Consider the following 14396-nt stretch of genomic DNA (forward strand, 5'->3'; position numbering starts at 1 on the left):
CTCTTGAGCAGGATGGAGCAGCTCTGTGAGCGGCGGTCTCGTCGCCCTGCTGGATGACATTGCTGCTCTGGCCCGCATCGCGGCTGCCTCAGTGGACGACATCGCAGCGGGAGCAGCCAAGGCCGGGGCCAAAGCTGCCGGCGTCGTGATCGACGACGCCGCTGTCACCCCGCAGTACGTGTCCGGAGCTGACCCATCCCGCGAACTGCCCATGATCAAAAAGATCTTCTGGGGCTCACTGCGCAACAAACTGGTGATCATCCTGCCGGCGCTGCTGCTCGTCAGCGCCTTCATCCCGGGAATCATTCCGTTCATCCTCATGCTCGGCGGTTCCTACCTCTGCTACGAGGGCGCCGAGAAGGTCTGGCACAAACTCCGGGGCCATGCTGCTGCCGAGAAGACACCTGCTGTCCAGCGCGGCCCTGAAGCCGAGGCCAAGGTCACCAAGGGAGCCATCACCACCGACTTCATCCTGTCCTGCGAAATCATGGTGATCGCCATGAACGAGGTAGCCACTGAGTCCCTCTGGGTCCGGGCGCTCATCCTCGTCGTCGTAGCGATCGCTATCACGGTCATCGTGTATGGCGCCGTTGGACTGATCGTCAAAATGGACGACATCGGCCTGCACCTGACCACCAAGGACTCCGCGGGCTCCCAGCGCTTCGGCCGGCTTCTCGTCAAGGGAATGCCCGCCGTTCTGGCCGCAATCACCCTCATCGGGACCATCGCCATGCTCTGGGTTGGTGGCCACATCATGTTGCAAGGGGCACACGACCTCGGCTGGCACGGCCCGTATGACCTGGTTCATGTCCTCGAGACGCCCTTTGCCGGAATCCCCGCTGTAGGTGGCTTCCTTGCCTGGCTGGTCAACACGCTGTGCTCGGCCATTCTTGGCGCCATCTGGGGCCTGGTCATCATGGTCATCCTGCACCCGCTGCTCAAGGTGCTGCCGTTCGGCAAGAAGAAGGACGGGCACGAAGAAGGCGATATCCGCGCCGCGATCTCCGGTCACAGGCCCGCTGAAGGGCATGACGGTCCGGTGTCCTAGGGGGCTGAAGGAGCGGGAACGAACCCGAGTTTTTTGTCCACGACGTTATGCAGTGGTTGACCCCGGCTGAACCGTTGGAGGTTTGCCACGAACAGCTTTCCCAGATCGTCGAGGTAGTCTTCGGTGTCGCCGCTCATGTGAGGGGTGAGGATGACGTTGTCCATGCTCCATAGCGGATGTTCCGCGGGCAGGGGTTCAGGGTGGACCACGTCGAGTGCCGCGCCGGCTATTGATCCCGAGCCGAGCGCGTCCACCAAAGCGTCTGTGTCCACCAGTTCCCCGCGCCCCACGTTGATGAGGTGGGCCGTGGGCCGCATGGCTGAAAGGACGTCCTCGTCCACCAAGTGCCTGGTGTCGTCGGTCAGCGGGGCTGCCAGCACAACGTAGTCAAAGTCGCGGACAACCAGGGCCAGGCGTTGCGAAGAGTGGATCTCTTCAAAGCACCCATGCCCGGGCCGGCTGCTGCGCCCAGCACCGCTGACCCGTAGGCCAACGGCACTGAACAATGCCGCAATTTCCCGCCCTATGGAGCCCGTTCCTACTACCAGCGCACGCTGGCCTTGGACCTTGCGGGTGACCCGATGCTGCCAGCGCCCGCCCTGCTGAAGCTTCAACGAACCCTGCGAATCCTTCGCAATATCCAGGACAAACCCCAGCGCGAACTCCGCTATTGCGCGGCTGAGGACACCGCGCGAGTTCGTGTAGGCGACGTCGCTGTTGATCAGTTCATCGAACAGGAGCTGGCTGACGCCGGCCGCTGAAACGTGGACCCATTTCAGCGTCGAGGCTGCGGCCCAGTTCTCGCGCAGTGCAGGTGAGAAGGAGTGCCATTGATACAGCACATCCGCGCCGTTCATTGCAACAGCCAGGCCCTCTGCCGTGGTGAGGCGGACGTCGGCCAGCTCTTCGATCTCGTCTAATCGGGGCGGCAGGGCCTCCCGGTACAGGACAGCAACTATAGGCCGTTGAGCGTTGGCGGTCTTCATGTTTACGACGCCGCTGCTGCCGCTGGCTTCGCTGCTTCGACGGCTTCCGACCGGCCGACGGCCGCCACGACGTCGATGGCAGCCAGGACGGCGGCAGTGAACTCCGAAGTGGACGAGGGTCCTCCAACGTCGCGGGTGCCCAGGCCCTCCCGCAACACTGACTCGAAGGCCAATTGCAGGTGCCCGGCCGCTTCCGGGTGGCCCAGGTGCTGGAGCATCATTGCCCCTGACCACATCTGGCCAACCGGGTTTGCCAGCCCCTTGCCCGCGATGTCCGGGGCTGACCCGTGGACCGGCTCGAAGAGGGACGGGAAGTCACCATCCGGATTGAGGTTGGCGCTGGGGGCTACGCCGATGGAACCGGTGACGGAGCTGCCCAAGTCGGAGAGAATGTCGCCCAGCAGGTTTGAGGCGACAATGACGTCGAAGGTCCAGGGCTTCAAAACCAAGTGGGCAGCCAGCGCGTCAACCAGTTCGCTGGTCAGCGTCACGTCAGGGTAGAGGCGGGTGGTTTCTTCCACTACTTCGTCCCAGAACGGCATGGTGTGGATGATGCCGTTGCTCTTGGTTGCCGATGTCAGGTGACCTTTTCGGGATGAGGCGAGCGAAGCGGCATAGTGAGCGGCCCGCGATACCCCCAGGCGGGTGAAAATGGTCTCTTGGACGGCTGTCTCATGGGGCAGCCCGCGGTAGGCGCGGCCGCCGACCTCCGAGTACTCCCCTTCGTTGTTTTCACGCACGATGAGAATATCGATTGGTGCCTTGTTCTCCAGTGGTGATTTGACGCCGTCGAGCGTTTTCACCGGACGCAGGTTGATGTACTGCTGGAACTCCCGCCGGATGGGGATCAAGAGTCCCCAGAGGGATTCGGCGTCCGGAACCTCCGGGGAGCCGACTGCACCCAGGAAGATGGCATCATGCTGCGCCAGCTGTTCCAGCCCGTCCAGCGGCATCATTCGCCCGTGCTCTCCGTAGTAGTCCGAGCCCCAGCCGAAGTGGGTGAACTCGAGGTTGATGGTGTGGAGTTGCGCGATCCGTTCGAGGCATTCGATGGCGGCGGGAACAACTTCCTTGCCGATTCCGTCGCCCGCGATAACTGCGATTTTGTGGGTCGTCATGATGCATTCCGTTCTGAGGTGGCATTGAGCTGCTGCCAGCGTGTGGCCGGCTCGGCCAATTTGATGATGGTGCTTTTGGGTTCGGTCATCTCGCGTACCGCGTGCTTGACGCCTTCGCGGCCCACGCCGGACTTCTTGAACCCGCCGAAGGGCATGGAATCGATCCGGACATCGCTGGTCTCATTGATCACCACGGCACCCACGTGCAGCTTGTCGGCTATGGCCAGGGCCAGCTCGATCGACTCCGTGAAGACACCGGCCTGCAGCCCGTAATCGGAGTCGTTGGCGGCCAGGATGGCATCGCTGACCTGGATGAACGGCATGAGGCTGACCACCGGGCCAAACACTTCCTCGCGGATGACCAGCGCATCTGCGGGCACGTCCGTGAGTACGGTCGGCTGGTAGAACGCGCCGTGGCGTTGCCCACCCACGTGGACGGTCCCGCCAAGTGCCTTGGCCTCGTCCACCCATTCCTCCACGCGGCGGGCCTCAGCCTCGCTGATCAAGGGTCCGACGTCAGTGGAGCGATCGAACTTGGCCCCGACGCGAAGCGCCCGGGTCCCAACGACCACCTCTTCGAGGACATGATCGAACAGTGAGATGTGAACGTAGACCCTCTGCACCGACAGGCAATTTTGCCCTGCCACTCCGAATGCGCCGGCAACTATCGCCTGGGCGGCGGCCTTGGCGTCAGCGTCTGCGCAGACGATTGTTGCGTTGTTGCCGCCGAGTTCAGAGAGGATCTTCTTCGCTCCCGCGGCGGCAGCGATACGGTCGGCAGTATTCGGTCCGCCCGTGAACGAGATGAGATCAACCTTTGGGTCGGTCACGATCGCCTCCGAAACACCCGGTCCCGAAACGATGGCGGCAAGTCGACCGGCAGGAACGCCCGCCTCCAACAACAGTTCGATGAAGGCAAGCCCGGTCAGCGGTGTGCGTCCTGAGGGTTTAAGTACGACGCCGTTGCCTCCGATCAACGCCGGGCCCAGCTTATGCGCTACAAGATTGAGCGGATCATTGAAGGGGGTGATGGCCGCGATAATGCCCACGGGTTTGCGGATGTACCAGCCGATCTTATTGGCCCCGGCGACACTGTCGTCAAACGCCAGAGTCTCTCCGACAAGTTCGCTGGACGCAGCAGCGGATAGTCGCAACGTCTCGATGCACCGGCGCACTTCACGCTCAGCCTCGGTAATGGTCTTGCTGCTTTCCGCGGCAATGATCTCCGCGAACCGCCCGCCTTGCTCCGCGAGCAACACCGCAGCACGGTCCAAGGCCTCCCGCCGTTCCCGGAGAGTCCAATCAAATTCTTGTAGATGGCGATAAATGAAGGCAACCGCCCGCCGTACATCCTGTGGAGTGGAGGAACACACTGTCCCCAGAAGAACGCCGTCTTCGGGATCCCGGACCTCAAGGATCCTGTCAGCCGTCTCCCAACGGCCCTCCAGGAAAGCACCGCCGGGCAGGGCGGCGATACTTGCCCGCCTGTAGGCGGTCTCCTGCCGTGTTTTTGGGCGCGCTTGAGCGACTTTGGTCGATGAACTCATGGGTCCTGCCCTGCCTATTTGATGCGGTCGATGATCTTCGCGGCTCCACCAATGAAAGGCAGGAACCACGGCGGGCCGAAGTGGCCGGGCACAGGCGGGTTCTTCAGGTCTTCCCACACATTCGCCTGCTTATCTCCGGCCATGTAGTGGGCCATCTTCTTGCCCATATGGGCGGCCATCTGTACGCCATGGCCGCTGTAGCAGAGCGAATAGAACAGCCCGTCATGAACGCCGGCGTGCACCATCTGGTCCATGGAAAGGTCCACAAGGCCACCCCAGATGTAGTCCACTTTGGCCTTGGACAGATAGGGGAAAAGTTCGGTCATTGCCTTGTGCAGGATCTCTGCACTTTTGACGTCCGAATCCGGGCTGGACAGCGCGAAGCGGGCGCGCCCACCGAACAGCAGTCTGTTGTCCGGGGTAATGCGGAAGTAGTAGGTGAGCATCTTGCTGTCAGATGCTTGGCGCCTGTTGGGAAGAATGCGGTTGACCACCTCTTCGGACAGTGGCTCAGTGCAGATGATGAAGCTGCCTACCGGAATCACACGGCGCTGCAGCCACGGGGTGACGTTGCCCGTGTAGCCGCTCGTGGCCACCAGGACCTGCTTTGCACGGGTAATGCCCCGGGTGGTGTGGACGTCGTGCACCGTACCAGAAACCTTGTTCAGCTCCGTGACACTTGCGTTTTCGCAGATATCTGCGCCGTGGTCGGCGGCCACCTTCGCCAGCCCGTGAACGAACTTGCCCACATGCAGGCCTGCACCCAGGGGATCCATCATGGCCCCCTGATAGAAGTCCGTCCCGATTTCGCTGTGGATCTCTGCCTTCGGGATGACTTTTACGTGGTGATCCACAAGGTTCGCAAGCAGCTCCTGGGACTTCAGGAAGCCATCGTAGTGTGACTTGTGGAACGCGAGCGAAAGCTTGCCGAAGCGCTTGAAGTCGCAGTCGATGCCGTTGTCGTGGACGAGCTTCTCGATGGTTTCGATGGCGTCGTTGTACTCGCGGAACATCTCAACCGCGCGGGGCGCCCCGTAGCGTTTGACTGCGGTACTGAAACCAATGGCCAAACCAGTGGTAGCCATTCCCCCGTTACGGCCCGACGCACCCCAGCCAACAGTGTGTCGCTCGAAGACAGCCACGCTGGCTCCTTGCTTGGCAAATTCAAGGGCCGCGGACAGCCCCGTAAAGCCCGCGCCGATGATCGCAACATCAACATTTTCCGGGACCGGTGTTCGGCGGTAATCGCCGGATGGCTCTGCAGTATCAAGCCAGTAGGGAACAAGTTTCACGGGGTGGCCTTTCGCCTCGTAGTCGTTCTAGAGTCCGAGGTGCTTGTTGATCTCGTCCAGGGATTTCGCAGTGCTGAGGTCGTAGCCATGACCGATGGGGTCGTAGCCGCGGTCCAGCATCCAGAGGTTCCGGAAGCCCATGTCGTGCATGGGATGCATGTCGTAGCGGGTGTGTGAGGAGATGTGCAGGAAGTCTTCAGGCTTGGCGTTCAGGGTGTCCAGCATGTACTCGAAGGCCTGGTAGCGCGGCTTGTACGCCTGGGCTTGCTCGGCAGTGAAGACGGAGTGGAAGTTGGCGCCGAGCTTGGGAATGCTGATGTCCAGAAAGCTGGTGTCCGCATTGGACAGAGCCACGAGCTGGTAATTGTCACCCATCAGCTTCAGCGGGGCCGGCACGTCCTCATGGGCAACCCAGCCGCGGACTGCGTCAGCGAAAGCTGCGCCGGCGCCTTCGGTAGGTCCGATCCCCCAGCGCTTGCACACGCGGTCAAAAGAGTCCTGGAGGATCCGCTCGTATGGCTTGTAGTCACCGAGGACTTCGTCAAAGCGGTATCCGCGAAACTGCTTCTTGAACGTGGGCCACTGTTCTTCAGAGATACGTCCATCCAGCAGACGCCGGGTGGTGGGATCTATGTCGAAGTTGATCAGGGTGCCGTAGATATCAAAGGAGATGTACTTCGGCCGGAAGTTTGTCTCTGCCATGTCGATTCCGTTTCTTGTCAGGTGTCTGGGGATGGGGGCGGTCCGGCCGTATGTGAAGGTGCCGGATTCGATGGGGCTGCACCGCAATGTCCTGCAGGGCGGGCCGGGAAGCTGCTCGACCATTGCTTCGACTCTAGGACGCCAAATTGTCAATTGTCAACAGTTTCGGCGTACATCCAGAATGATTCTCAACTGAGTGAGCGGGGTCAAAAAAGTTTTCTGTAAATTGTTGACAATCTACTGTTGAGGGGGTTGCATTGCACTAGATGACGGAGAGATCCGGATCACATTTCAACTCAAGACTTCCCCCTCCCCACCGCCCGACTCCCTCGAAGGGAACTACTATGAAGATCCGAACCAAGGCGCAGACCGCCGCTGCTGGACTTGCCGTTCTGATGGCGCTGACCGCCTGTGGAGGCGCCGCCAACAGCGACTCCGCGGACAGCAGCAAGACTGCCGACACCACAGACATATCCGAAGGCGTGCAGCCCGATTCAGCTGCCGTGGCCCTCTTGCCACAGGCCATCAAGGACAAAGGCGAGCTGACGGTCGCCATGGACCTTCACTACCCGCCCACCACGTTCCTGGCTGAAGACAACACAACTGCGATTGGCCTCAACCCGGACATTGCCAGGCTCATTGCAAGGAAGCTTGACCTGAAGCTGAAGTTCGTGGACACGAAGTTCGACACGATTGTTCCCGGGCTCGATGGCGGTCGCTTCGACTTCACCGCCACCACCATGTCCAAGACTGAAGAACGACTGAAAGTCCTGGACATGATCGATTACTTCAAGGCCGGCAACTCTGTGGCTGTGGCCGCCGGCAACCCGCTCAACCTCACGGTAGAGACCCTGTGCGGCAAGAACATCGCCGTAACCCAGGGATCAACGGGCCAGCTCAAGCGCCTCCCCGCGCTGAGCGAGCAGACCTGCACGTCAAAGGGACAGCCGGCCATCAACGGTGTGACGCTGCCCAACGTCCAGGACGCGCTCACCCAGCTGCACTCCAAGCGCATCGACGGCATTCTGTATGACACCACCGCACTCGGATGGGCCGAGAAGCAGCAGCCGGGCTCCTTCGTCCTCGTCGGTCGGGTCGACGTCGGTTCCAGCGACCTGACGGCCATCGGCCTGAAGAAGGGTTCACCGCTGGTCCCGGCCTTCCAGGCAGCCCTCCAGTCCGTCCTTCAGACCCCGGAGTATAAAGAGTCCCTCGACAACTGGGGGCTGGAATCCGGAGCCATCACTGACGCCAAGCTGAACTAGTGGGCGCTCCTATGAAGCAAGTGACTATGGAAAGAAGTAAAGCGATGAGCGGGTTGGATTCGGCGCTGAAGCCGCGGTTGAAGCGGCGCAGCACGTTTGAGTACGCTTCCTGGGTCGTGTGCATCCTGGTCGGCATCGGCGTCCTCAGTTCGGTCGCGACCAACCCGAACTTCAAGTGGGATGTCGTAGCGAAGTACTTCACCCACGAATCCATCCTGCGCGGGCTGATGCTCACCATTTTCCTCACCGTGGCGAGCATGGCCCTGGGCACCCTCCTCGGACTGGGCCTGGCCATCATGCGGGCTTCCACCATCAAACCCATCGCCGCCCTCGCCGGGGTCTACATCACGATCTTCCGCGGCACCCCGGTCCTGGTCCAACTGATCTTCTGGTTCAACCTCTCGGCCCTCTACCCGAACCTGAGCATCGGTATCCCGTTCACCGATATTGGCACCGCGATCGACACCAACGCCCTGATGGGTCCGATCACCGCCGCCCTGATCGGCCTGACCCTGAACGAAGCCGCGTACATGGCCGAAATCATCCGCGGCGGATTCTCCTCGGTCGGCAAAGGCCAAATCGAAGCGGCCGATTCCCTGGGCATGAGCGGGGCCATGAAAATGCGCAAGGTCATCATCCCCCAGGCCATGCCGTCCATCATCCCGGCCACCGGCAACCAGGTCATCGGCATGTTCAAGGGCACCTCCCTGGTCAGCGTCCTGGGCGTAGCAGAACTGCTCCAAAGCGCCCAATTGATCTACGCCCGAACCTACGAAACCATCCCGCTGCTGATCGTCGCCAGCCTCTGGTACCTCGTGATGACCATGCTGCTGAGCTACCCCCAGTCCAAACTCGAGCAAAAGTACTCACACACCTCCGCCCGGGTCCCCCGCAAAGCCCGCAAAGTGACACTCACCGCACCGGAAGGGATAGCACGATGAACGCTGACGGCACCATCCAGGCCCAAAAAATCCGGAAATCCTTCGGACCCAAAACAGTCCTCAAAGATGTCGACCTTGAAATCGCCAGCGGAGAAATCTGCTGCATTATTGGCCCCTCCGGCTCCGGCAAGTCCACCCTGCTGCGCTGCATCAACGGCCTCGAAACCGTCGATTCGGGCATCCTGAAAGTCAACGGCGAAGACTTCGGCTACTACGAAACCGACACCGCCTACCACGCCCTCCCACCGAAAAAACTGGCCCAACAGCGCACCCGCGTGGGCATGGTGTTCCAGTCGTTCAATCTCTTTCCCAACATGACCGCCCGCGAGAACGTCATGGCCGGCCCTGTCCTTGTCAAACGCGCCGACAAAAAACAATCAGCCAAGCAAGCCCAGGAACTGCTCACCAGCGTCGGCCTCGGCGCTTTCGGCGACCGTTACCCCGCCGAACTCTCCGGCGGACAACAGCAACGCGTCGCCATCGCCCGGTCCCTGGCCATGAACCCCGAAATCATCCTCTTCGACGAACCCACCTCCGCCCTGGACCCCGAAAAAGTCGGCGAAGTCCTGGCCGTCATGCAAGACCTCGCCAAAAAAGGCATGACCATGGTGGTCGTCACCCACGAAATGGGCTTCGCCCGCGAAGTTGCCGACTCCCTGATCTTCATGGACGAAGGCAACGTCGTAGAACGCGGCGACGCCCGCGAAGTCCTCACCAACCCCAAGGAACCCCGCACCCAATCCTTCCTCAAGCAGGTCCTCTGATCATGGACGGAAAACTCGCAATCATCGGCCTGGGCAGCATCGGCAGCATGGCCCTCTGGCAAGCCTCCCGACTCACCGATTCCGTCGTGGGATTTGAAGCGCACTCCCCTGCACACGCACGAAGTGCCGCCGGCGGAGACACCCGGCTCTTCCGGATGGTTTACCGCGGCAACCCTGCCTACTACCCCATCCTGAGCCGCTCCCGCGAACTCTGGGCCGAACTCGAAGCGGAGACCGGGCAAGACATCCTCACTCGCTGTGGCGGACTCTCCATCGGCACCACCGACGGACCATACCTCCAGAGCTTGCTTGAGACCACACGAATCACCGGAGCCGTCCACGAGATCCTCAGCCGTGAGGAAATGGCCACCCGCTACCCGCAACACAATCTGCGTGCCGACGACATGGCCGTCTACGACCCCAAGGCCGGCGCCCTGCGAACGGACCGCGCCATCACCGCCGCCATCACCGCAGCCGAGGCCAACGGCGCAACCATCTACAGCAACACGCCGATCGATACCATCACTGAAACCGACGACGGCGTCGTTATCACGTCGGGGACAAAATCCTGGACCTTCGAACGAGCCATCGTCGCCTCGGGCGCTTGGTCCAAGCAGCTCATGCCTGAATACCTCAGGGCTCACACCGAAACCAAGAGGATCTTCCTGTCATGGTTCGTCGCCCGTGACGCAGAACAATTCTCACCGGAGAAATTTCCGATCTTCATCAGGATTTCCGGCGATAGCTCTATGTACGGTGCACCGGCAGTGGATGGCGTCACCGTCAAAGCCACGCTTGATGGTCGTGGAGCACCAACTCCCGCCGCCGACTCAGTGCCCCGGGATCTAACACCTGCAGAGATTGCTGAAACCACGGAGACAGTTTCGGAGTTCTTCCCTGGCCTGGTCCCAAGCATCGTACGCTCGGATGCCTTCCCGGACCTCTTCACCTCGGACTCGCAGCCGTTGATGGGCTTCCTCGGCGAGTCCAGCCGGATTTACTCCGCGACGGGGTTCTCGGGAGCCGGTTTCAAGATGGCTTCCGGTTACGGGGAAATTGCAGCCAGCGAAGCACTTGGCAAGCGCTGGTTTGACGGCTTGGACTTCCTTCGGCCACAGAGGTTCCAAGAGACCTGAAGAGTTCCGCCTCGGCGGGGGAATACCCTATCGATCGCGTATTGTTGACAATCTACAGTTCCTAAGAAAGTATGAAGCCATGGCAACACTTAGCCCTATCCTGAAGCAAGCCACCCCTGTGGTTGTCGACCACGCGGCCGGCAGCTGGATCCACGCGACCGACGGCAAGAAATACCTCGATTTCACTACCGGGATAGGTGTGACCAGCACCGGTCACTGCCACCCCGATGTTGTGGCCGCAGCCCGTGAACAGGTGGGCAAGATTGTCCACGCCCAATACACCACGGTGATGCACAAGCCGCTGTTGGAACTCACCGAACTCTTGGGCACCGTATTGCCACAGGGTTTGGACAGCGTCTTTTACGCCACGTCAGGCTCCGAAGCTGTTGAGGCCTCCATCCGCCTGGCGCGTATGGCCACCGGCCGTCCCAACATCATCTCCTTCCAGGGAGGGTTCCACGGCCGGACCGTCGCCGCGGCATCCCTGACGACGGCCGGCACCAAGTTCCGATCCGGGTTCTCCCCCATCATGGGTGGGGTTCATGTCGCCCCGTTCCCGCACTGGTACCGGTACGGCTGGGACGAAGCTAGCGCCGTCGACTTCGCCCTGAAGGAACTGGACCACCTCCTGCTGACCATCAGCGCCCCCAGCGACACTGCCGGCTTCATCATCGAACCAGTGCTTGGTGACGGCGGATACATCCCCACCCCCGTGGCCTTCCTCCAAGGCCTGCGTGAACGAGCAGATCAACACGGCATAGTGCTGATTCTTGATGAGGTCCAGGCCGGGGTAGGCCGCACCGGTAAATTCTGGGGTCACGACTGGGCCGGAATCACGCCCGACGTCGTCATTACCGCCAAGGGCCTCGCCAGCGGCTTCCCCATCTCGGCAATCGCCGCCTCAGCAGAGCTGATGGGCAAAGCCTGGCCTGGCTCCCAAGGGGGAACGTATGGGGGAAACGCTGTGGCCGCAGCCGCCGGCGTCGCCACTCTTGGCGTCATCCAGCGCGAAAACCTCGTGGAAAACGCGCTTCTTCGCGGCGACGAACTGCGGACTGGCCTGGAGGCGCTGCAAACCGAGTTCGCCGGAATTGGCAATGTGCGGGGCCGGGGCCTGATGCAGGGCGTCGAGTTCACAGCCGCTGACAAGGCCCCGGACGCAACCACTGCTTTGGCTGTCCAACAGGCCGCCATCAAGGAAGAGCTCCTGCTCCTCACCTGTGGGCCGCACGGGAACGTCATCCGCCTCATCCCCGCGTTGAACGTCACAAGCGACGAAATCCAAGCCGGCCTGACCAGGTTCACGCAAGCACTCAAAGCGGCCACCTCCTAACCTGACGACCACTGAAAGAGCCATCATGACCACCTCCTTTGACCCCGCAACACTGCAGACCGATCTATTCATCAACGGCGTGTGGCAGAAGGCTGCAAACGGCGCCACTTTTGCTGTGGAGAATCCCGCCACGAACGATGTCATTGCGCATGTCGCCGATGGCACCCCTGAAGATGCAGCCTTGGCCATCGAAGCTGCAGGACGCGCACAGGCAACGTGGGGGAAGTCCACTCCCCGTGAGCGCGCAGACATTCTCCGCCGCGCCTTCGACCTCGTCATCGCCAATACAGATCGATTGGCAGCAATCATGACTGCCGAGATGGGCAAACCCCTCGCCGAAGCAAGGGGCGAAGTGGCTTATGGCGCCGAGATGCTCCGCTGGTTCTCCGAAGAGGCAGTAAGGATCGGTGGCGACAACGCCTCCTCCGTGGACGGCAACACGCGCATCCTTATTACCAAGGAACCCGTTGGGCCTTCCGTGCTGGTGACGCCGTGGAACTTTCCGCTCGCCATGGGCGCGCGGAAGATCGCGCCGGCAGTGGCTGCCGGTTGCACCATGGTGTTCAAGCCGGCGGAGCTGACGCCCCTCACGTCGTTGGCGCTCGTGGCGATTTTCAAGGAAGCAGGACTTCCCGACGGCGTGCTGAACGTTGTGACGACGTCGAGCGCTTCCGGCGTGGTCCGGACCTGGACGGACAGCGGGATCGCCCGCAAGATCAGCTTCACCGGTTCTACCGAGGTGGGTAAGGTTCTCCTGCGGCAGGCTGCGGACAACGTCATGCGGTCCTCCATGGAGCTGGGCGGCAACGCCCCCTTCATCGTCCTCGCGGATGCAGACATTGAGAAGGCTGTAGATGGAGCCATGAAAGCAAAGATGCGGAACATGGGAGAGGCGTGCACGGCAGCCAACCGCTTCTTCGTCCACCGTTCCGTGGTGGAAGAGTTTGGCGAGAAGTTCTCCAAAAAGATGTCAGAATTGCAGGTGGGCAATGGCGCTTCGGCAGGGACCGACGTCGGACCCCTCATTGAGCAGAAGGGCCTGGAAAAGGTCGAAAGCCTTGTTGCAGATGCCGTTTCCAAGGGCGCGCGCATCCTCACCGGCGGAAGCCGTCCGGAAGGGCCGGGCTACTTCTACTCCCCCACCGTTTTGATGGATGTGCCTACCAACGCCGCGTTGATGTCCACGGAAATCTTCGGCCCAGTAGCTGCCATCACGGCGTTCGACAGCGAAGACGAAGTCCTCCGCCTGGCCAATGACACTGAGTGGGGCCTTGTGGGGTACGTGTTCACCGAGAGCATGGAAAAGGCATTGCGGTTCTCGGCTGACCTGGAAGTTGGCATGGTCGGACTGAACACGGGCCTGGTGTCCAATCCCGCCGCTCCGTTCGGCGGGGTCAAGCAGTCAGGGTTGGGCCGCGAAGGCGGCAAAATTGGGATTGAAGAGTTTTTGGAATACAAGTACACCGCAGTAGCGGTCTAATAGATTCAACTTGCCGAGCATGGAATGAGGGGATGTCAATGGCGGCACCGGAGGGAATGTTCGTTCTGGAGGGCCGGCCCACGGCGCAGCTGATCGCTGACCAATTGCGGGAGCTTATTGTCCAGGGAGCCTTCAGGCCTGGACAGCAAGTCAACGAATCCGCACTGGCCAGTCAGCTCAGCACGTCCAGGGGCCCGCTCCGCGAAGCACTGCAGCGGCTGTGCCAGGAGGGCATCCTGGTGAGCAAGCGCAACCGGGGCGTCTTCGTACTGGAGCTCTCCACAGAGGACGTCAGGGAGATCTATGCCGTCCGCGAGGCAGTGGAATTGGCTGCCGCCAGCACACTTCTGGATTCCGAGCCGGATCAGGTTGCTGATACGTGCAGGGAACTCAAGGGCATCATCCGAGGTATGGCCAAGCAGGTTGCAGCTTCGGACTGGCAGGCTATCGCCCGGCTGGATATGCAGTTCCACACGGCGTTTGTGTCCGGAACCGGAAACACGCGCCTGATCCGGATCTACGAGACCCTTGCTGCCGAATCCAGGATGTGTATCCTCAGCCTGGAAGTGGCTTATCCGCGTATCGATGCACTGGTGCAGGAACACCAGATGATTCTGGACCTGCTCGAAGCACGTGACCGGAGCGGCCTTCAGGACGCCATCAAACGCCACATGCACAAGGCCGTGGAGGACCTCACCTCCAAGCCTGAAGTAACGGGAATAATCGCCTAGGCCTCATCGATTATCCGCATCAAAGGAAGGGCCCGGTTCACTGAACCGGGCCC

General features: G+C 61.2%; 13 protein-coding genes. 8 read left to right on the plus strand and 5 right to left on the minus strand.

The genetic code is table 11. From position 1 onward, the window contains the following. Positions 1–25 precede the first annotated feature (25 nt). On the plus strand, positions 26–1048 hold the full coding sequence (locus tag RQH14_RS04665; protein WP_311212174.1) for a DUF808 domain-containing protein: 1023 nt from the start codon (positions 26–28) through the stop codon (positions 1046–1048). Here RQH14_RS04665 and RQH14_RS04670 read toward each other — a convergent pair. From RQH14_RS04670 to RQH14_RS04690, 5 genes are read right to left on the minus strand one after another with little or no spacing between them, the layout of a single operon-like run. Further along, the gene (locus tag RQH14_RS04670) at positions 1045–2034 is read right to left on the minus strand and encodes a D-2-hydroxyacid dehydrogenase (RefSeq protein WP_311212175.1); all 990 of its coding nucleotides are present in this window, start codon (positions 2032–2034) and stop codon (positions 1045–1047) included. The two genes, RQH14_RS04665 and RQH14_RS04670, sit on opposite strands and share 4 nt — an antisense overlap. A 2-nt stretch (positions 2035–2036) precedes the next feature. Continuing rightward, a complete protein-coding gene (locus RQH14_RS04675; RefSeq protein ID WP_311212176.1) occupies positions 2037–3152 on the minus strand; it encodes a tartrate dehydrogenase in 1116 nt (371 codons plus the stop codon). Beyond that, positions 3149–4699: an aldehyde dehydrogenase family protein gene (locus RQH14_RS04680; RefSeq protein WP_311212177.1), complete on the minus strand. Its 1551-nt coding sequence runs from the start codon at positions 4697–4699 to the stop codon at positions 3149–3151. The genes RQH14_RS04675 and RQH14_RS04680 overlap by 4 nt, the downstream gene beginning before the upstream one ends. A 14-nt stretch (positions 4700–4713) precedes the next feature. Next, positions 4714–5991 (minus strand): FAD-binding oxidoreductase, encoded by a 1278-nt coding sequence (locus RQH14_RS04685; protein ID WP_311212178.1) that lies wholly within the window; start codon positions 5989–5991, stop codon positions 4714–4716. A 27-nt stretch (positions 5992–6018) separates the two neighbouring features. Continuing rightward, positions 6019–6693 (minus strand): haloacid dehalogenase type II, encoded by a 675-nt coding sequence (locus RQH14_RS04690; protein WP_311212179.1) that lies wholly within the window; start codon positions 6691–6693, stop codon positions 6019–6021. A gap of 344 nt (positions 6694–7037) precedes the next feature. On the opposite strand from RQH14_RS04690, the gene RQH14_RS04695 reads away from it, so the two are divergent. The 7 genes from RQH14_RS04695 to RQH14_RS04725 all read left to right on the plus strand — a co-directional run bounded on the left by RQH14_RS04695 (position 7038) and on the right by RQH14_RS04725 (position 14343). Continuing rightward, positions 7038–7958, plus strand: a complete 921-nt coding sequence (locus RQH14_RS04695; protein ID WP_311212180.1) for an ABC transporter substrate-binding protein — start codon at positions 7038–7040, stop codon at positions 7956–7958. A gap of 44 nt (positions 7959–8002) precedes the next feature. Further along, the gene (locus RQH14_RS04700; protein WP_311212181.1) at positions 8003–8899 is read left to right on the plus strand and encodes an amino acid ABC transporter permease; all 897 of its coding nucleotides are present in this window, start codon (positions 8003–8005) and stop codon (positions 8897–8899) included. Continuing rightward, positions 8896–9663: an amino acid ABC transporter ATP-binding protein gene (locus RQH14_RS04705; protein ID WP_311212182.1), complete on the plus strand. Its 768-nt coding sequence runs from the start codon at positions 8896–8898 to the stop codon at positions 9661–9663. Before RQH14_RS04700 ends, RQH14_RS04705 begins: the two co-directional genes overlap by 4 nt. A gap of 2 nt (positions 9664–9665) precedes the next feature. Continuing rightward, positions 9666–10799 carry an N-methyl-L-tryptophan oxidase gene (gene solA / locus RQH14_RS04710; RefSeq protein ID WP_311212183.1) on the plus strand — a complete coding sequence of 378 codons (1134 nt, stop codon included), beginning with the start codon at positions 9666–9668 and terminating at the stop codon, positions 10797–10799. A 79-nt stretch (positions 10800–10878) separates the two neighbouring features. Beyond that, the gene (locus RQH14_RS04715; protein ID WP_311212184.1) at positions 10879–12132 is read left to right on the plus strand and encodes an aspartate aminotransferase family protein; all 1254 of its coding nucleotides are present in this window, start codon (positions 10879–10881) and stop codon (positions 12130–12132) included. 25 nt (positions 12133–12157) lie between these two features. Beyond that, positions 12158–13612, plus strand: a complete 1455-nt coding sequence (locus RQH14_RS04720) for an NAD-dependent succinate-semialdehyde dehydrogenase (protein ID WP_311212185.1) — start codon at positions 12158–12160, stop codon at positions 13610–13612. A 38-nt stretch (positions 13613–13650) separates the two neighbouring features. Then, complete coding sequence (locus RQH14_RS04725; RefSeq protein ID WP_311212186.1) at positions 13651–14343, plus strand: GntR family transcriptional regulator; 693 nt, start codon at positions 13651–13653, stop codon at positions 14341–14343. Positions 14344–14396: the final 53 nt, after the last annotated feature.

Source organism: Arthrobacter sp. WCS2018Hpa-7 (genome assembly GCF_031843805.1).
In the GTDB taxonomy this organism is placed as follows: Bacteria; Actinomycetota; Actinomycetes; order Actinomycetales; family Micrococcaceae; genus Arthrobacter.

Bases quoted from the DNA above. Each gene is read 5' to 3' on its own strand.
- RQH14_RS04670 (WP_311212175.1), bottom strand. From the start codon at position 2,034: ATGAAGACCGCCAACGCTCAACGGCCTATAGTTGCTGTCCTGTACCGG.
- RQH14_RS04675 (WP_311212176.1), bottom strand. From the start codon at position 3,152: ATGACGACCCACAAAATCGCAGTTATCGCGGGCGACGGAATCGGCAAG.
- RQH14_RS04680 (WP_311212177.1), bottom strand. From the start codon at position 4,699: ATGAGTTCATCGACCAAAGTCGCTCAAGCGCGCCCAAAAACACGGCAG.
- RQH14_RS04690 (WP_311212179.1), bottom strand. From the start codon at position 6,693: ATGGCAGAGACAAACTTCCGGCCGAAGTACATCTCCTTTGATATCTAC.
- RQH14_RS04695 (WP_311212180.1), top strand. From the start codon at position 7,038: ATGAAGATCCGAACCAAGGCGCAGACCGCCGCTGCTGGACTTGCCGTT.
- RQH14_RS04700 (WP_311212181.1), top strand. From the start codon at position 8,003: ATGAGCGGGTTGGATTCGGCGCTGAAGCCGCGGTTGAAGCGGCGCAGC.
- RQH14_RS04705 (WP_311212182.1), top strand. From the start codon at position 8,896: ATGAACGCTGACGGCACCATCCAGGCCCAAAAAATCCGGAAATCCTTC.
- solA (WP_311212183.1), top strand. From the start codon at position 9,666: ATGGACGGAAAACTCGCAATCATCGGCCTGGGCAGCATCGGCAGCATG.
- RQH14_RS04715 (WP_311212184.1), top strand. From the start codon at position 10,879: ATGGCAACACTTAGCCCTATCCTGAAGCAAGCCACCCCTGTGGTTGTC.
- RQH14_RS04720 (WP_311212185.1), top strand. From the start codon at position 12,158: ATGACCACCTCCTTTGACCCCGCAACACTGCAGACCGATCTATTCATC.
- RQH14_RS04725 (WP_311212186.1), top strand. From the start codon at position 13,651: ATGGCGGCACCGGAGGGAATGTTCGTTCTGGAGGGCCGGCCCACGGCG.